The sequence below is a fragment of the Microcoleus sp. Z1_B2 genome (assembly GCF_036700325.1).
In the GTDB taxonomy this organism is placed as follows: domain Bacteria; phylum Cyanobacteriota; class Cyanobacteriia; order Cyanobacteriales; family Microcoleaceae; genus Microcoleus.
The window spans coordinates 3,000-19,681 of record NZ_JAUBOQ010000049.1 but is presented as its reverse complement, the minus strand read 5'-3'; the positions used below and the strand labels follow the sequence as shown (position 1 = coordinate 19,681).

Annotated in this window: 18 protein-coding genes; 12 read left to right on the top strand and 6 right to left on the bottom strand. The window is 46.2% G+C overall.

Features of this window, described 5'->3' with window-relative positions; translation table 11 throughout:
- Positions 1-199: 199 nt before the first annotated feature.
- Positions 200-1,867 (bottom strand): NB-ARC domain-containing protein, encoded by a 1,668-nt coding sequence (locus QT984_RS24045; protein ID WP_333055507.1) that lies wholly within the window; start codon positions 1,865-1,867, stop codon positions 200-202.
- Positions 1,868-2,092: 225 nt separating this feature from the next.
- On the opposite strand from QT984_RS24045, the gene QT984_RS24040 reads away from it, so the two are divergent.
- From QT984_RS24040 to QT984_RS24025, 4 genes are all read left to right on the top strand, one after another.
- Positions 2,093-2,683, top strand: coding sequence for a C39 family peptidase (locus tag QT984_RS24040; protein ID WP_333055506.1), 591 nt, complete (start codon positions 2,093-2,095; stop codon positions 2,681-2,683).
- A 157-nt stretch (positions 2,684-2,840) separates the two neighbouring features.
- Positions 2,841-3,719, top strand: coding sequence for a peptidoglycan-binding protein (locus QT984_RS24035; protein WP_333055505.1), 879 nt, complete (start codon positions 2,841-2,843; stop codon positions 3,717-3,719).
- 65 nt (positions 3,720-3,784) lie between these two features.
- A complete protein-coding gene (locus QT984_RS24030; RefSeq protein WP_333055504.1) occupies positions 3,785-4,612 on the top strand; it encodes an N-acetylmuramoyl-L-alanine amidase in 828 nt (275 codons plus the stop codon).
- A 27-nt stretch (positions 4,613-4,639) separates the two neighbouring features.
- Positions 4,640-4,894 carry a hypothetical protein gene (locus QT984_RS24025; protein ID WP_333055503.1) on the top strand — a complete coding sequence of 85 codons (255 nt, stop codon included), beginning with the start codon at positions 4,640-4,642 and terminating at the stop codon, positions 4,892-4,894.
- A 316-nt stretch (positions 4,895-5,210) separates the two neighbouring features.
- Here the strand turns inward: QT984_RS24025 and QT984_RS24020 are convergent, their stop codons facing one another.
- Positions 5,211-5,825 (bottom strand): pentapeptide repeat-containing protein, encoded by a 615-nt coding sequence (locus QT984_RS24020; protein ID WP_333055502.1) that lies wholly within the window; start codon positions 5,823-5,825, stop codon positions 5,211-5,213.
- A 73-nt stretch (positions 5,826-5,898) separates the two neighbouring features.
- Between QT984_RS24020 and QT984_RS24015 the strand changes: the two genes are divergently transcribed.
- On the top strand, positions 5,899-7,332 hold the full coding sequence (locus QT984_RS24015; protein ID WP_333055501.1) for a hypothetical protein: 1,434 nt from the start codon (positions 5,899-5,901) through the stop codon (positions 7,330-7,332).
- Positions 7,333-7,397: 65 nt separating this feature from the next.
- On the opposite strand, the gene QT984_RS24010 is transcribed toward QT984_RS24015, so the two are convergent.
- Entirely contained in the window at positions 7,398-7,523 is a 126-nt protein-coding gene (locus QT984_RS24010; protein WP_333208091.1) for a hypothetical protein, read from the bottom strand.
- Positions 7,524-7,743: 220 nt separating this feature from the next.
- Here QT984_RS24010 and QT984_RS24005 point away from each other — a divergent pair, with 220 nt between their 5' ends.
- The 5 genes from QT984_RS24005 (at position 7,744) to QT984_RS23985 (ending at position 12,013) form a co-directional block, all read left to right on the top strand.
- Complete coding sequence (locus tag QT984_RS24005; RefSeq protein ID WP_333338848.1) at positions 7,744-9,327, top strand: chloride channel protein; 1,584 nt, start codon at positions 7,744-7,746, stop codon at positions 9,325-9,327.
- Positions 9,328-9,389: 62 nt separating this feature from the next.
- Positions 9,390-10,253: an Rpn family recombination-promoting nuclease/putative transposase gene (locus QT984_RS24000; protein ID WP_333259471.1), complete on the top strand. Its 864-nt coding sequence runs from the start codon at positions 9,390-9,392 to the stop codon at positions 10,251-10,253.
- A gap of 57 nt (positions 10,254-10,310) precedes the next feature.
- Positions 10,311-10,886, top strand: a complete 576-nt coding sequence (locus QT984_RS23995; protein WP_333055499.1) for an HAD family hydrolase — start codon at positions 10,311-10,313, stop codon at positions 10,884-10,886.
- Positions 10,887-11,170: 284 nt separating this feature from the next.
- Positions 11,171-11,650 carry a J domain-containing protein gene (locus QT984_RS23990; protein ID WP_333055498.1) on the top strand — a complete coding sequence of 160 codons (480 nt, stop codon included), beginning with the start codon at positions 11,171-11,173 and terminating at the stop codon, positions 11,648-11,650.
- Positions 11,651-11,740: 90 nt separating this feature from the next.
- Complete coding sequence (locus tag QT984_RS23985; protein WP_333039717.1) at positions 11,741-12,013, top strand: DUF3143 domain-containing protein; 273 nt, start codon at positions 11,741-11,743, stop codon at positions 12,011-12,013.
- Positions 12,014-12,336: 323 nt separating this feature from the next.
- On the opposite strand, the gene QT984_RS23980 is transcribed toward QT984_RS23985, so the two are convergent.
- From QT984_RS23980 to lysA, 3 genes are all read right to left on the bottom strand, one after another.
- Positions 12,337-13,083, bottom strand: coding sequence for an isoprenyl transferase (locus QT984_RS23980; RefSeq protein WP_333055497.1), 747 nt, complete (start codon positions 13,081-13,083; stop codon positions 12,337-12,339).
- Positions 13,084-13,103: 20 nt separating this feature from the next.
- A complete protein-coding gene (cdaA, locus tag QT984_RS23975) occupies positions 13,104-13,997 on the bottom strand; it encodes a diadenylate cyclase CdaA (protein ID WP_333055496.1) in 894 nt (297 codons plus the stop codon).
- A 230-nt stretch (positions 13,998-14,227) separates the two neighbouring features.
- Positions 14,228-15,646, bottom strand: coding sequence for a diaminopimelate decarboxylase (gene lysA / locus QT984_RS23970; protein ID WP_333055587.1), 1,419 nt, complete (start codon positions 15,644-15,646; stop codon positions 14,228-14,230).
- A 180-nt stretch (positions 15,647-15,826) separates the two neighbouring features.
- Between lysA and rimI the strand changes: the two genes are divergently transcribed.
- Both rimI and QT984_RS23960 read left to right on the top strand, forming a co-directional pair.
- Entirely contained in the window at positions 15,827-16,441 is a 615-nt protein-coding gene (rimI, locus tag QT984_RS23965) for a ribosomal protein S18-alanine N-acetyltransferase (RefSeq protein WP_333055495.1), read from the top strand.
- A gap of 2 nt (positions 16,442-16,443) precedes the next feature.
- On the top strand, positions 16,444-16,682 hold a 239-nt coding region (locus tag QT984_RS23960; RefSeq protein WP_333375123.1), incomplete at its 3' end, for a hypothetical protein.

The following is a 16,682-nucleotide window of genomic DNA, read 5'->3' as shown; positions in this document are numbered from 1 at the left end:
AAATCTCGTTTTTACCTGATTCTAGATCCCCCTAAATCCCCCTTAAGAAGGGGGACTTTGAGAAGACTTCCCCCTAAAAAAGGGGGACTTTGAGTACATCCGGTCCCCCCCTTCTTAAGGGGGGTTAGGGGGGATCTAAGTCTAATACTCAAACAGCATTCTTTAACCCTAGATTTTTTTCCCAAATGATTTAGGCTCGCTATATTTCAGTTTGTCCTAGCAGTTTGAGAAGATTTTTCTCTGCATATTGAAGCTTTGGGGAAGGACACTCGCGCACTTTTGACAAAAGTTCTTTTAGCTGCATTTGATAATTATTTATTCGAGTTAAATCTAAGCGTTCTCGAACTTTGGTTAAGATCGGGTGTAGCTGAGTAATTTTAGTGTCCTTGAGTTCGGGCGATCGCTCGAAAGCATGACTTCCGATTAAACCTAGCTTGTCGGTGGATTGCGCTTCCATTGCTTCGAGAATATTTTGGCATATTTGTTCGATCGAATTATGGGTGAGATATTTCATCATCACGGGTTCGAGAGTGAATTTTGCTTCAGCACTAGAGGGAGAAAGCTCTTTTTCGATTAACGAACGCCTTACCAAGGATTCTAATACTGTTAGTAATTCTGAACTAGAAACGCCTGCTGATAATTTTGCTTTCAGTTGGTTCCAGGAAATCGGCTGCTGTTCGATCGCCAGCCAGTACATGACAGCTTTTCCTAAATCCGATAACCGCTGAAAATGTTCGTTAAGTAGATTGGCAAAAATATCGCCAATAACTAAGGAGCTTTGACCCATAAATTGACTAATATTGCCATTAAACAACTCTTGAATTGTGGTAGCAGTAATTTTCAGTGCAGCCGGATGACCTCGGTATACTTGTATTAGTTCGTCTAAGCCGTTTTCTGAGTCAGAAAAACCAATGGATGCCAACAGCATTTTTGCATCTGTTTGTTTTAAGCCTTTAACTTGTAATGTACGCACAGGTAAGGTTTCGCCTGCTAAAGATGCAACCTCTACAGGCTTTTCTCGCGATAAAAGTAGCAAGCAGCTTTGATGCCTTTCTTCTGAGATTCGTCGCAGTAGTTGACCGTACCCTTCATAACCATCTCCGTAATACCCAGCGATATCTCCACTTTGCAAAATCATTTCCCAATCATCTAGGATCAGCAAACAACGGCGATCGCGCAAACTTTTGATTAGGGAAGAAATTTGCTCGCCTATAGTAGTTGGCAGTTGCGTTTCTGGGGAACTGCTGGCAAATGAGTTCAACTCAGTCAAGATTGTCAGCAAGGGAGGTGCATGACGGAGACTGCGCCAAATTAGATATTCAAATTCACCCTGAACTTGTTCTCCCAGTTTAGCAGTCAAAGCCGTTTTACCAATACCTCCCATACCCAACAGCGCCACCAAGCGACAGCGATCGCGGAGTACCCATTGACTGAGGGTATTTAATTCTGCGGCGCGGCCGAAAAAATTTGAGACTTCCGGCGCTTCACCCCAATCTTGGCGTAAGGGAGTGCTTGTAACTCCTGAAACATCGCCAAAATCCTCGATGTTGACCAATTGTTCCGCTATTTCTGGTGCAATTGGCTGTGCGGCTGTCTCTGACTGCAAGAGCGATCGCCTTTCCAATGCCGCTTGAAAGTTTTTTTTACTGACCCTTTCCCCTAAAGCTTCAGAAAGCAGCTTCCATAACTTGGGGCCCACATCTTGCATCAGGTATTCGGCAGCATATCCGTAAGTCTCTGCAATCTTATGATACTCATGACCGTGCCAAGATCCTGTCAGAATTATTACTTCTATATCTTTTAAGTGTCTGTTTGTTTTGGCAAATACGGCGGTATCTGCGAGTTTCAGCCCTTCTTCAAAATTCATCAGGTTAAAATTTTTTCATTGGATCTTGAGTATAACCTGAAGTTTACTGAGGTTTACTTAGTTAGACTGAGGTTGCCTCAGTCTTTTTATTTTTGTATTTAACTTTAACAACTTAGGTTATCTATATAGACCGTACAATAACAACTCGCTACTGTATACATATCAGCTCAAACAAACGAGCTGAAGCCAAATCAATTATTTACAACACTTACCTTGAGGTAAATTATGGCTGTCAATCATAACGTTCCGTATTTCAGTCAAGAAGATAACGAGATTCAGCCCTGGCGCACTTGCGGTGCTACAAGTTCCGCAATGTGTCTGAAATACTTTCAAGTTGCAGATTTAGGTTCCTTTCCACAGTACGAAGATGATGTTAAAAAACGTTTCGATCGGCTGGGAATAGATCACGGTTCTCCCGATGGCATCAAAAGATTGTTAGAGGGTTTAGGGTTGAGAGATAAGTTGACATTAAAGGGAAGTCTTTCAGACATCACTCGGTCTCTCGATTCTGGCGAGATCTGTATATTGCACGGTTTTTGGACGAATTCAGGTCACATTCTAGTTATTCGCGGCTATAACAACAACGGTGACTTTTTTGTGAATGACCCAGCCGGAGAATGGTTCCACTCAGGCTATCGGAAAAATTCCTCATTTTCACCAGATAACAAAGGCGAAAACAAGTTATACAGCGGTAAATTGATATCCTCCGCGGGCAATGCCTCTAGTTTGCGTGAAGCTTTATCTTTTTATGACAATTGGGACAGTAGCACGATCGAATCTACTGCAACAATGTGGCTGCATCGAGTTTCTAAATAGCCGAAAAACTTACTGCGTTTGCAATTAAAATTGCGTCCGGTAAAGCCCCTGAATAAAAAAAGTTTGTAGTGAGGACTTTAGTCCGCATTTTTCCCAAACCTGCAACAAAAGACTGAAGTGCTTACTACAAACATCATTACTACTTGGAGAACTGAATATGACCATTAAAAAAGTCGAGTTACAAATCAATGACGGGATTATTGATAGCCCTCACCTGATTGACGAGGTAGAAATCCTGCAAAGGCGCTTGAAAGATTGGGGATTATTACCCAAAGATGCCAAAATTGACGGACTTTTTGGGTCTGTCACAAAAGCAGCAGTCGAACAATTTCAACGGATGCGCCCTGCTAATAAAAGCCAATTTGTCCCCGGCGGACTACAAGTTACTGGAAAAGTTGATCGCAATACCTGGGCTGAGTTGCTGAAAGTGAAGCCAGAAGAAATAATCATAGTTAGTCGCACACCCAAGACTTCGGATATGCCCGATGGATTCCCTAGCATCGATCGTATTTTAGATGTTGCTCAATGCCCATCCGAAATTCGCCCCTTTGCTCAGAAAAATTTGCCTCTTATTCTCAATCAATGTCTCAACGATGGAGTTGTCGATCTAGGGCAAATTGCCTATGTTTTTGCAACGGCCCAACATGAATCCCTTTTGGGACGGTTCATGATGGAATTAGCTGATGGGTCGGATTATGAAGGTCGCGAAGATTTAGGAAATACTGAACCCGGTGATGGCCCTCGCTTTAAAGGCAGAGGTTTTGTCCAAATTACAGGGCGTCGCAACTATCAAATCTGGAGCGAAAAACTCGGAATTAATTTGATAGATAATCCAGAAAAAGCCGCTCTCCCTGAAATTGCTGCCATGATTCTAGTTCGGGGAATGCGCGATGGTAGCTTTACGGGTGTAGGTTTGAGTGGTTCCATTGTGGGCGATCAACGCGATTTCTCTAAGGCCAGAAAAATAGTGAATGGACGGGACAGGGCCGATCTCATCGCGCAGATTGCTGAGCATTACTTCAAAGCCATAGCCTAAACAGAAGTTGCCCCCTCCGTGGGGGAAATTCCACCTACAAATTAAACAATTCGGAGTCATTTTTTATGTCATTTACAGCAAAAGTTGTAACAGCAGCAGCGTGGGGAGCCAGACCGCCAAAATCTGGAACATTTCCTTTTCAAATGACTATTCCCCGCTATGTAATTGTCCATCATACAAACAACCAAAATCCTCCCAACGATGCCTCAAGAGGCACGCTTGAAGGAGCGATTAAGTTAGCGCGAAACATTCAAAACTTTCACATGGATGATAATGATTGGTCGGACTCAGGACACAACTTCTTAAATACAACCGGAGGGTTGATTTTAGAAGGTCGGCACGGTTCCCTAGATGCTGTGAAAAAAGGGTTTTGCATTCAGTCAGCCCATGCAGGGCAAGATCCAGGAAAATTAGCCAACGGCAATCAATCTCCTGGTATTGAAAATGAAGGGAATTTCATGACTTTCCAAATGAGTGAAAAGCAATGGGAGAGCCTTGTAGAACTTTGTGTGTCATTATGCGATTCTTGCAATATTAGTCCGCTCAATATCAAGGGACACAGAGATTTCAGCAATACTGATTGTCCGGGTGATTTGCTGTACAGTCAACTTCCCCGTTTGAGAAAACAAGTTGCTGATAAGCTAGGTATGCAATTCACTCCCGAACAGCTAGAAAATGATTCGCAAGTTGTGGATCTAAAGTTTGGTTCAACAGGTTCAGCCGTTATAAAACTCCAACAGCGATTGCGCGATCGGGGATTTAATCCAGGAGCAGTTGATGGTGTATTTGGTGAAAATACACAAACGGCTGTAAAAGCTTTCCAGCGTTCTGTTGGACTTGAAGATGATGGAATAGTTGGTAGCCACACTCGAACTAAGTTAGGACTTAGTTAAGCTTTAATCATTTAGGAGGTTAATCAAATGACACATTCTTCTATAGTTGAGACTCAACCAAATTCTTCAGAACATGGAAAAGAGCTTGCCGAATTATTCCAGGAAGATAATGGGAAATACTCGACAATGCGAGCCATGAGTTTTATTGCGCTGATTGCAGCGATTGTGTTTGGTGCAATAACAATAACTAGCAAAGATTCTGAGGGGAAATACATTACAACTGCTTTTTTAGTTGCTGCTTTCGCGCCAAAAGCTGTTCAAAGATTTGCAGAACGTGTGTAAGTAAAGTTGGTATGACTTACGCACAGGGGCTTAGAAACCGGGTTTTTTTACGAAAATACACAGGTGGTGACCTGCAGATTCGGTAAAAAACCCGGTTTCTGGAGTCGGAGTGCGTCCAAGACTGGCTGAGTTAGATAGATGATTAAAGCAGCCGACGCGCTTGTAAAATCTGCTCTATTAGAATAGCGATCGCACCTCACCCCTTCATCTCCTCACCAAATAACCAGAAATGAAGGTTGCAGGTGCGATCGCCCTCTGCTCTGATTAATGACAACTGACAACTGACAACTATCAACTGTCAACTGTCAACTGACTTTCATTCCTGCCGCGTACCATCAGGCATCACCGCCCCCTTTAAATTCGCCCCTGCCAAATTAGTATCCAACAGCAAAGCATTTCTCAGATTAGCACCCTTCAAATTAGCACTTTCCAGATTAGCCATCCACAGATTAGCCCCCTCCAAATTCGCCCCTTCCAAATCAGCGTTAACGAGAAAAATACCTTTCATAAAAGCACATCTTAAGTTAGCACTTATCAAATTACTCCCTCCCAAATAAGCATCCTCTAAAAACGCCTTTTCTAGATTGCTTACCTCCAAAATTGCCCCAGCCAAATTGCTGCTTATCAGGTAAACCCCAGCCAAATTGGCCTGTTTCAAGTTAGCATTTACCAAAGGCGCGCTCCACAAATTGGCATCTTTCAGGTTGACTTTTTCTAAATTGACGCCTTCCAGAAAAACTTCGCTCAAATTCCCCCCGGAAAGATTGCAACCTTGACATTCCCTCGCTGTCAGCAATTGCCGGACTTGATGCTTGACTGACGAACGGTTCGCTGCGAAAATTATTAAACCTGTAGTTGCTAAGGCAATAATACTAAAAGTTGCCAGCCCGATCGCACTTACAATCTTACTTTGCCCCGCGCCTCTAAACATCCGCTTGCAGCCCCTAAAAATATTTCGATAATTGTTCGTATTTATAACCTAGTTCCTTCCTTCCCGTGCCCCTATGAAAAAACAGTTAAAATTTAAATTACTCGCGATCGCCCTTATTGTAAGCTTAGCAACAATCGGTGTCGGATGCGATCGCCTTTTCAAAAAACCCTTTCAACTTCCCGCCTCAGCCAAACAAGAACCCTGGCCAATTCAAACAGGCCTCCGAACCGCCATCCTCCGATCAAACATACCAACAGTCAACCGCGTAGTTTTAGTACCCGACGAAGCCACATTTTTAGCAGCCATCCAAAAATGGAATCTCAAAGGAAACTGGCCGATTCTCATCGAAGATAAAAAATATGCGCCCATGTTTTTGCAGCGCTTTCAACCCGAAGAAATAGTCCGTTTGCCAAGCATCAAACAGCAATTGCCCACCAATCAAAAACTCCAGCAATTAATGCTGAACGCCACAGCAGCAGCCTGGAATGCCACGGATACTCAAACCTTAAAAGCAAAATGGACGCAACTCGGCTGGGAACCCCCAGGAGTAGTAATCACATCAGAAAACGACCCCGCACGCTCAGCAGCAGTTGCCTTAGCAGCCGCTCACGGCCAACCTTTAGTATTTCTAGAAGGCAACTTCGGAAAACCCAATGATACCCTCAATAACACACAGTGGAAAAATCTGCAACTAGCCGTTACAAAAGCTGTCGAATCAACCGGATTTTTTTATTCTCAACTCGCAGACCCGATCGACACAATAACCATTGTACGCCAACAAGCAGTCAAATATCAATCTCCTGAAAAACCAGACGAACAACTAGCCGTTACCGATGGTTTGGGAAGGCACCCCAACGACGAACGCTGGGCTGCTGTCGGCTGGATTTACGGTTCCGAGGTACGATCGATCTATCAAGCCATGTGTGCCATATTTCTAGACAGCCAAACAGCCATGCTTTATGACAGTTACCCCAAGGAAGGAAATTGGGCAAAATATGAAATGGAGGAAGCAGCTAGCGAACTAAAAACCATAGGTTTAAATGTCGAATTAGTGCAGAAACCCGAATCGAGCCTAGAAAAGTGGCGGAGTTTAGCCTCAAAACCGTGGACATTTGACTTAATATTAATTAATTCCAAAGGCTATCCAAAATCATTCCAAGTGGGCAACGGCGACGCTTTAGTTGAAGACATACCAAAACTACAATTTCCCGCAGCAATCCACATGATCCACAGTTGGTCAGCAGCAGCGCCAGATGACACAAACACCGTTGCCGGAAGGTGGCTAGAGAATGGTGCTTACGCATATATTGGCAGCGTCAACGAACCTTTTTTATCGGCATTTATTCCACCTAAAATAATCGTCGATCGCCTAAAGCGAGGAGCACCCTTTTTAATCGCAGCACGTCAGCTCGAATCCCCACCCTGGAAAGTCGCCACCATCGGCGATCCGCTAATGTCGATCGCCAAACCCAGACCAAGAATCCCGCCCAATCAACAACCGATATGATAGTATGCGCGAGCGAGGATTTTAAAATTAGAGATTTGAGATTTGTGGTTTGAGATTTGTGGTTATCAGGGAAAATCTCCCATCGACAATTCTTTAATTTGAAAGTTGTTTTTTACTGAGTTATATGATATTGCTAGTTCACTGATGCGATCGGCATAGCCACCCACAAGGTAAATATAGTTGATTACCATTATAGCCAGAGTATATCTAAGTTTGAATGTAACTGAGCATACAATCACGCCAAATCCGTCGCTCCTCATAATCAGTCATTCCACCTCAGCGGCTAGCCCCAAAAATTTACCCGAAAATACGCCTTAATTAAGTTGTCAATTCCCCTAAAATCACTCAAAATGAAAATAAGAAATAAATTGTAATAATTATATAACTTCTCACCGAAGAATTAACCGCTAAATGAGAGCCATCCCTCCTGTGGATCTGCAGCCACCCGGGCCAACCGCAGCAACTCCCCAAGCCTCCCGACTGAGCCCGTTATTCAACCGCCTGCACCCCAGCCCAGAAACCCTCCTGCTCATCCTCTCCCTAGTCATAGGGGGAGTTACGGGCGCAGGCGTCGTCACCTTTCACTACCTCATCCACTTCATCCACAGCCTGATGCTGGAAGACTTCATGGGGGCGATCGCCTCGAAAGGCTCTTGGACGCTAGCCTGCATTCCCACCCTCGGCGGAGTCATCATCGGGCTGATGCGGTGGCGATTTCGGGACTTTGGCCCGAATATGTCTTCCTTAATTGCAGCCACCCGCGGCCTGCAAGAACTCTCCCCCCTCAAACCCATCACCAAAATGGTGGCAGCCTCAGTTTCCCTCGGCACCGGCGCCTCCCTCGGCCCGGAAGCCCCCAGCGTCGAAATCGGCGCTAATTTTGGAATGCTGCTGGCTCAAGTTTTGCAGCTCTCCCCAGAACGGCAGCGCTTGCTCCTGGGCGCCGGAGCAGCAGCAGGTTTATCCGCCGGATTTAACTCTCCCATCGCCGGAGTCTTCTTTGCCTTAGAAGTCGTGCTCGGCAGCACCTTCGCCACTTCCTCAGTCAGCGTAGTCTTGCTCTCCGCCGTAGTTTCGGCGCTCATCGCTCAAATCTGCTTGGGAGCTCAGCCGGCCTTTTCTTTGCCAGTTTACGATGTCCGCAGCCCCCTGGAACTGCCTCTGTATATGGGATTGGGACTTTTAGCGAGCGGAGTGTCTCTAGCCTACACAGAAGCAATTCAATTAGCCGAGGGCTGTTTTCAAGGAAAAGTCCGAGGATTTGCTTGGCTCGGACGACTGCCCCGGCCGCTTCACCCGATCGTCGGCGGGGCCGCAGTCGGCTTAGTCGCCCTGCAATTGCCTCAAATTTTGGGTGTTGGCTACGAAACAGTCCAAGCCATGCTCCAAGATGTTAAATTTTCCTTGCCTTTGCTGTTGCTGCTGCTGTTTGTCAAACTGGCGATGACCGCAATCAGCCTCGGCAGTGGTTTAGTGGGCGGTATATTCGCTCCGGCGATGTTTTTGGGAGCTTCCCTGGGTTCGGCTTACGGCCTCTTTTTGGAAATGCTGCCGGCAATGAGCGATCGAGTCGCTGGCCCTGCCGCCTACGCAATGGTGGGAATGGCCGCCGTCCTCGCCGGCAGCGCCAGAGCACCGCTGACAGCCATCCTATTGATGTTTGAATTAACCCGCGATTACCGGATTGTCTTGCCTTTGATGGCAGCAGTCGGATTGAGCGTTTGGCTGGTGGAGTGTGTCAACCGCCGATCGACAGCCCACAGCCTCAACCTTCAGCAAATGGGCGTAGACGTGGCTGTCAATACACCGATCAAAGCCAGAGAACAGTTGCAGGATTGGGAAGATGTTCTGGGCGATCGCATCGTCACAGAACTGATTTCTTGCCAACTCCCCACCGACGGCGAACACAGTATCGAGGAGCCAGTGCTGGCGATCGCCAATGCACATTTGCCGGAAAATGTCAAACCATTACCTGAAACAAAATCAGCAGTTTGACGGATCTCAAATCCGGTTATTTCGTCACCAAACCGATCGCCTTAAAGCTAAATCTGACAACCATGATATTTATCAACCCGAAAACCGATTACGCCTTCAAAAAAATCTTCGGTTCCTCAGAAAGCAAAGAGATTCTAATTAGCTTTCTCAACGCCTTAATTTATGAAGGAAATCCCACCATCCAAGACTTAGAAATTATCAACCAGAATCTGCCGATCCAAGTAGAAAATTTAAAAGATACTTACCTTGATGTCACAGCCAAACTAGACGATGGCACCTTAGTCATTATTAAAAATCTAGTTCTCAACGTTCAATATTCTGGCAATCGGGTGTTGTACAATGCAGCCACAACCTACGCATTTCAATTGCAAAGAGGAGAAGGCTATCGAATGCTCAAGCCATTAATAGCTTTAACCATTACAGATTTTGAAATGTTTCGCAACAGCCCTAACTTAATTTCGAGATTTGTGTATAAAGAAGTTAAAAGCAATTTAAACTATCCCGAAGATGCCATGAATTTAGTGTTTATAGAATTACCTAAATCCCATAAAGAAGCAAGTCAACTAGAAACTTTGACAGATAAATGGATATATTTCATGAAATATGCCAGAATTCTCTCAGAAGTTCCCGAAACAATCGATAGCGTACCGGAAATCCACAAAGCATTCGATCTTGCCAATCAAGCCCGGTTAAGTCGGGAAGAAGTAGAAGTTTTGGAACGCAGGGAACAGTTTATTCACGATCAACAGGGGGTAATTATTAAAGCTGTTGAAGAAGCAAGACAGGCAGCAAGACAGGAAAGAATACGAAAAGAAACGCTAGCGATCGCCCGACAATTACTTTCACAGCTAGATAATGCCACGATCGCCCAAGATACGGGGCTTAGCGTTGAGGATGTGCAGAATTTGCGACCGGGCGATTCATAGTTTAAAGTAATTGGGTACAGGAGTGGAGCTATACATAGTGATCAACGATTTTTGATTATGGATTATAGAAAAAAACTATTGATCCTCGATCTTGATGAAACTTTAATTTATGCTGCCGAAGCATCTCTCCCTCGGCAAGCTGATTTTTTAGTGGAGCCATATCACATTTACAAACGACCGTTTCTAGATGTCTTTTTGAAAAATTGCCTGGACTGGTTTGATGTGGCAGTTTGGACATCTTCTTCGCCGTCTTATGCGAGCGCAATTGTCTCAGCCCTCTTTGAAAATCCTAAAACTTTATCGTTTGTGTGGGCAAGCGATCGCTGCACAGTTGCTTACGATATGGAATGGTTGGAATATTACAATCGCAAAAATCTCAAAAAGGTCAAGCGCAAAGGGTATCGTCTAGAGTCAATCATTGCAGTGGATGATACACCTCAAAAGTGGGAGCGCAGCTATGGCAATCTGGTGCGAGTAAACCCCTTTGAGGGGGAGGAGACGGATGATGAATTGAAGTATTTGCTGCTTTACTTGGATCAACTCAGATATGAAGAAAATATCCGCAGTGTCGAGAAAAGGTTCTGGCGAAATCGGCTTATCCGATCCATCGGTGAGTCATATCAAATCCGTTGACATCGGAATTATTATCTCTCTCTTCTCTTTCTCTGTGTCCTCTGTGCCCTCTGTGGTTTAATCATTCCGATATAATCGGAATTGATATCAGATATCTCAAACACTTCGTCAAGTCGCATAACAAATCGATGAAGCCGAAGGCATGAATATCTTGGTGCTGAGTTTGATGTTACTTGCCGTCGCCTTACGCCCACCCTCAACCCCTCGACATCGCAGACAGTGGCGCTACCCTCAAATCTGCTCTAAAATAATCAAAAATTATAAACAAGCCCAGAGGCGCTGAGGTGACTCCTAACGAGGGAACGGCAAACAGCAAAAGTCAGAAAATACCCGGCAAAACCCCCTTGGGTTCTAGTTACTACGGCTTGTTAGGGCTGCATCCTTCCGCATCGCCGATCGAAATTCGGCGATCGTACCGGGAACTGAGCAAACTCTACCATCCCGATACCACCGAGCTGCCACCCGCAGTCGCCACCGCCAAATTTCAGCAGCTAAACAACGCCTACGCCACCCTCAGCAACCCAGAACGTCGCCTCGCCTACGACCTCAAAATAGGCTATTCTCGCCAGAACGTGATTGGGCCACCCCCAGGCTTCAATACTCCGGTTTCGGCATCGGGCAAAAAAACTTCCAACTCCGCTTACCTAGATCCCACGGATCGACCTCTTTCCCCCGGAGAAATGTTCGCCCTGTTTATCATGGGAGCTAGCTTAATCGGATGTTTGGTACTGGCGATCGCGATCGGCTTAATTCGCGGCAATTAAACCCTCAAATCCCAAATCTCCAATCTAAAATCGGCAATCCTCAATCCTCAATCCCAAATCTAAAATCTAAAATCTAAAATCTAAAATCCCATGACTCTTCCTTCCGCCGACACTCCTTTGTACAACCATCCACTCCCAGAAATCGAGCAGTGGCTAAAAAGCCGCGGCTGCCAGCAAGATCGGCGAGAACTCCACTGCTGGCAGATCGAGCAACTTACATGGAAAGCAGAACTTTCCCTCGATATTGACCAACTTACCGTCCGCTACATCGATGCTGGAGCCGACGGCCAAGACATTCAGCGAGCATTCAAATACTCCCTCTCACGTCAGGACATTGAAGCGGCCGTTTTCTCCGGCCCCTAATTTGATTTTAGATTTTAGATTTTAGATTTTAGATTTGTCCTCCAATCTCACATCTAAAATCGTTATGTTGAGCAGGAACTGAGTGAAATTGGTATGAGATTTTAGATGGGGAATCCAGGTAAAAAGCCTCAACCCTGCAAGCATTTACATGGGATTGCGATCGTCCCGGTCGCTCTATTTTGCTGTGCAGGACGCTCGCAGGTGGCGTAAAAACGTTTTTTACTTTTATGGAGATGCTCCCTCAGAATCCACACCTACTTGGAAACTGAAAAATCAACCAAAAAATCTAAAATCTAAAATCCAAAATCCAAAATCCAAAATCGTTAGACTTTGCCAAATCGGCGGCTGCGCTTCTGATAATCAGACAAAGCGCGGTGAAACTCCGATCGATCAAAATCCGGCCACAGCGTCTCAGTAATGTAAATTTCCGAATAAGCCATTTGCCATAGTAGAAAATTGCTCAACCGCATTTCCCCGCTCGTCCGGATCAGCAAATCCGGGTCACAAATATCAGCAGTATACAAATAGCGTTTAAATAAAACCTCATCAATCTCCTCCGGCTGCAACTTGCCCTCTTTCACCTGAGTGGCGATCGCCCGACAAGCTTGTACAATCTCCTGACGCCCCCCGTAATTCGTCGCCACCGTAAACAAAATCCCCTGATTATGCTGAGTGGCCGTCACAGAACGCTCGATTTGGGCCTGCAAAGACTTCGGCAAAGCCTGCAAATTCCCCATAAATTGAATTTGCACGTCCTCGTCCACCATCTCCCGCAATTCTTGTCGCAACTTTCCCTCAAATAAACTCATTAAAAAATCCACTTCCCCGGCAGGCCGCCCCCAATTCTCCGTCGAAAAAGCATAGGCCGTTAAAGCTGGAATCCCCCAATCTTTGCAGCAGCGCAGCAGTTCCTTCAGAGTGCTAGCTCCTCGGCGGTGCCCCGCAATCCGCGGCAAGCCCTTCTTCTTAGCCCAGCGCCCGTTCCCGTCCATAATCACTGCTATGTGCTTAGGCAGTAGTTCCTGTTGCAGATCCTCCGGCAACTTTTCCAAGCAAATTCCTTGACTCATGGTTTCTCCCGATTACCCGACTAACGGCGCAGTATCCGTTTTAATAGCGTCACTCCCTTCAATCCTATCTGGCGTCCGAGATTGCCGATCGGAATTGGAGCCACAACTCTTTCTCCCTCGGACGGAAACAGCTTTGCTTCCAGCAATTCCTTAAGTTTGTTGCTAGTCAAAGGTCGATTTAAAAGTCCCATCTGGGCTAAAGAAATAGAACCCGTTTCCTCGGACACCACCACGCACACGCAAGCTTGCACCCGTTCCGTAATCCCCATCGCCGCCCGGTGGCGCGTTCCCAACTGCCGCGACGCAGTGCGATCGGACAAAGGCAAAATTACCCCCGCCGACACGATCCGCGAACCTCGAATCAAAACAGCTCCGTCGTGCAGCAAAGTTTGCGGCTGAAAGATAGTCTGCAACAATTCTTTAGAAACTTCAGCATTTAGCTTTAATCCCGGCACAGAAAAATCTCGATCGTCGATCGGAGAATCTGTTTCTATAATTAGTAAAGCGCCCGTGCGGTTTTGCGAAAGTTCTTTTACTGCGTCCACAATTTCATCTATTACGCTGTCCGGTTCGGGAGTTGGCCGGCGATCGCGTCCAAACAATTGCCGAAATTCCCCCCGACCCAATTGTTCCAGAAATCGGCGAAACTCCGACTGCAATATTACCGCCATTGCCACAGCCGAACCAGTCACCAAGCTATTTAGCGCAACGTGCAACAGCCTCAATCCAGCCCAGTTGCTCACCGCCGCCGCCAGCATCAAAATGATAAATCCCCGTACCATCCACAGCGTTCTGCGCTCGCCAACAATGACGAGCACCAAATACGCAAGGGCAAAAACCAGTCCAATATCGATCCCTTGAATCAATAAGGACTGAACCAGGGCCAAGTCAAAGCCAGATTGTTGATTGTTCATGGTTCATCGAACGCTACCGCCTGTGAACCGCGAACCGTGATGCACTCGAACCCGTGAACCATGAACAGTTGTTATAAGGAATACTCTGAAAATCCCCGTGTTTTTAGACCGGGGAGTGTCAATCCAATCGCGTGACTGAACAAGGCAAAAGTTAAAAGTGAAAAGGCAATCGTCACTAAGTAAACATGGATTGTCTTTCTTTTAACTTTTAACTTTTAACTTCTAAGTTTTTACTTTTGAGCTCCGAGTCGTTCAGGAAGGCGGTCAAGCCTCAGCAAATCCTGGTAAGTTTCCCGCTGTATAATCGTGTTAACTTCCCCATTTCTCACTAAAACCGCTGCCGGTCGGGGTACTCGGTTATAGTTAGAAGCCATACTGTAATTGTATGCCCCTGTGGCCGTAACCGCGAGGACATCTCCGGTCTGACACTCGGGCAATTTGGCATCTTTAATCAGAACATCGCCTGATTCGCAGTGTTTCCCAGCAATTGTCACTGTTTCCGTTAAGGCAGCAGACATTTTACCGGCTGCGAGGACTCGATAAACTGATTGATAGGTAATAGGACGCGGATTGTCCGACATCCCTCCATCCACAGCTAGATACGTCCGCATTCCCGGAATGACTTTTTGAGAGCCAACGGTATAAGCAGTGACGCAGGCTGTACCGACGAGCGATCGACCCGGTTCGCAAAGCAATTTTGGTAATGGCAATTGCTGCCGCTCGCAAGCTGCTACCACTGCGGAGCAAATTGTACGAGCCCAATCTTCAATGCTGGGAGGATCGTCCGCTTCAGTATAGCGAATGCCCAACCCACCGCCAATATTAATTTCTGTTGCTGGCAAACCATAACTCTGTGCTTTTGTCAAGGCCTGAATTATGACTTCGGCTAAATCGTCATGGGGTTGCAGTTCAAAAATCTGAGAGCCGATGTGAGCGTGCACTCCCACGCAAAATAAGGACGGCTGTTGGCTGATGAAAGTAAATACTCGATCGAGTGAGTTGGGATCAAAGCCAAATTTACTATCGATTTGACCCGTCTGAATGTACTCGTGGGTGTGACACTCAATTCCAGGAGTAAACCGCACCATAACTCGTGTCGGCCCACCTGTGAGGCTGCTGACACCCGATTCTCCCAACTCTGCTAGAGTCTCTAAATCCCGCCAATTGTCGGCTACGGTAATGCAGCCGCTTTCGACAGCTAGCTGGAGTTCCTCGCGGGACTTGTTGTTACCGTGGAAGTAGATTTTGTCGGGACTGACACCGGCTTGCAGTGCAGTGTAGATTTCCCCGGCGGATACGACATCTATGCCTAAACCTTCGTCCGCTGCGATCGCGCAAACTGCCAAACAACTCCAAGCTTTAGAAGCATAGAGCACTTGAGATTCGCCCGGATAGTAACGCTTAAAAGCATCCCGGTACTGGGTACAAGCCGCCCGCAACGTTTCTTCGTCTAAAATATACAACGGCGAGCCAAATTGCTCCACCAAAGCTGTCACCTCGCAGCCTCCGATTTCCAACCGATCGCTGCTGTTAACACTGGCTGTCAGCGGTAACAGTTCTTGATTGGGCGATCGAGTTTGCAGAGCTTGTTGAGACTCAGACAGATACTTAAGTCCCGATTCCACCCCGAAAGATTGAGTTGATACCATCGCGCAATAACTATCCTTACGGTCTTTCCCAGTGTACAATTGACGGCAAGCAATTGGGTCAGTTGCCCCCAGATTCATTCCGCAAGCAGGCTGACTGACTGAGACTCGATCGAACTGGAGCATCCTTGCAGTGAGTAATTATCAAATCTAAAATCTAAAATCTAAAATTTAAAATCGACTGTGCGTTTTCTACAAATTAAACATCTCGTCGCAGAAGACCTCAACAGTGCAGTCGAACTCGATCGGCTTTGTTTTGGGGGACTTTGGGCGATCGAAGGCTACAGGCGCGAGTTAGACAGTCCTAACAGCGATTTATTAGGTCTTTGGACATGGGAAACTGACGACTGTGAATCAGCTCAAAACCGGGCGGGCACGGAGACACCGCCCCTACAGATTCCGCCAACTCTCATTGGTATCGGTTGTTTGTGGGCGATTTTAGAAGAAGCTCACATTATCATGCTGGCAATTCATCCTCAGTTTCAAGGTCAGGGTTTGGGACAAGCTCTGCTTTTGGCTTTGCTAAAATCGGCTTGTGAAAGACAATTAGAACGGGCAACCTTAGAAGTGCGGGAATCGAATTTAGCCGCAGTTTACCTGTACAAAAAGTTTGGTTTTAAAGAGGCTGGACGGCGCAAGCGATACTACGAAGACACCGGAGAAGATGCTCTGGTAATGTGGCGCAGCGGTCTGGAAAAACCGGAATTTCAGCAATATTTGACGGTTGAGAAACGGGAGATGTGCGATCGGCTGCATCAGAAAAACTGGCATTTGGCGATCGACATTTTTGAGTTGTGAGCATGAGGCTCCAGAAACCGGGTTTTTTACGACCATACTTCATTGCCACCCGCAAACTCGATAAAAAACCGGTTTCTTTTGTCGGTATTCAAGCACCCATGAGGCTTCAGAAACCGGGTTTTTTACAACAATACTTGATTGCCGCCCATAAACTCGATAAAAACCCGGTTTCTTTTGTCGGTATTCAAGCACCCATGAGGCTTCAGAAACCGGGTTTTTTACAACAATACTTGATTGCCGC

Excerpts from the sequence above, each read along its gene's own strand:
- cdaA (WP_333055496.1), bottom strand. The coding sequence starts at position 13,997 with ATGAACAATCAACAATCTGGCTTTGACTTGGCCCTGGTTCAGTCCTTA.
- QT984_RS24000 (WP_333259471.1), top strand. The coding sequence starts at position 9,390 with ATGATATTTATCAACCCGAAAACCGATTACGCCTTCAAAAAAATCTTC.
- QT984_RS24015 (WP_333055501.1), top strand. The coding sequence starts at position 5,899 with ATGAAAAAACAGTTAAAATTTAAATTACTCGCGATCGCCCTTATTGTA.
- QT984_RS24005 (WP_333338848.1), top strand. The coding sequence starts at position 7,744 with ATGAGAGCCATCCCTCCTGTGGATCTGCAGCCACCCGGGCCAACCGCA.
- QT984_RS23980 (WP_333055497.1), bottom strand. The coding sequence starts at position 13,083 with ATGAGTCAAGGAATTTGCTTGGAAAAGTTGCCGGAGGATCTGCAACAG.
- QT984_RS24030 (WP_333055504.1), top strand. The coding sequence starts at position 3,785 with ATGTCATTTACAGCAAAAGTTGTAACAGCAGCAGCGTGGGGAGCCAGA.
- lysA (WP_333055587.1), bottom strand. The coding sequence starts at position 15,646 with ATGGTATCAACTCAATCTTTCGGGGTGGAATCGGGACTTAAGTATCTG.
- QT984_RS24040 (WP_333055506.1), top strand. The coding sequence starts at position 2,093 with ATGGCTGTCAATCATAACGTTCCGTATTTCAGTCAAGAAGATAACGAG.
- QT984_RS24025 (WP_333055503.1), top strand. The coding sequence starts at position 4,640 with ATGACACATTCTTCTATAGTTGAGACTCAACCAAATTCTTCAGAACAT.
- QT984_RS23985 (WP_333039717.1), top strand. The coding sequence starts at position 11,741 with ATGACTCTTCCTTCCGCCGACACTCCTTTGTACAACCATCCACTCCCA.
- QT984_RS24045 (WP_333055507.1), bottom strand. The coding sequence starts at position 1,867 with ATGAATTTTGAAGAAGGGCTGAAACTCGCAGATACCGCCGTATTTGCC.
- QT984_RS24035 (WP_333055505.1), top strand. The coding sequence starts at position 2,841 with ATGACCATTAAAAAAGTCGAGTTACAAATCAATGACGGGATTATTGAT.
- QT984_RS24020 (WP_333055502.1), bottom strand. The coding sequence starts at position 5,825 with ATGTTTAGAGGCGCGGGGCAAAGTAAGATTGTAAGTGCGATCGGGCTG.
- QT984_RS23995 (WP_333055499.1), top strand. The coding sequence starts at position 10,311 with ATGGATTATAGAAAAAAACTATTGATCCTCGATCTTGATGAAACTTTA.
- QT984_RS24010 (WP_333208091.1), bottom strand. The coding sequence starts at position 7,523 with ATGGTAATCAACTATATTTACCTTGTGGGTGGCTATGCCGATCGCATC.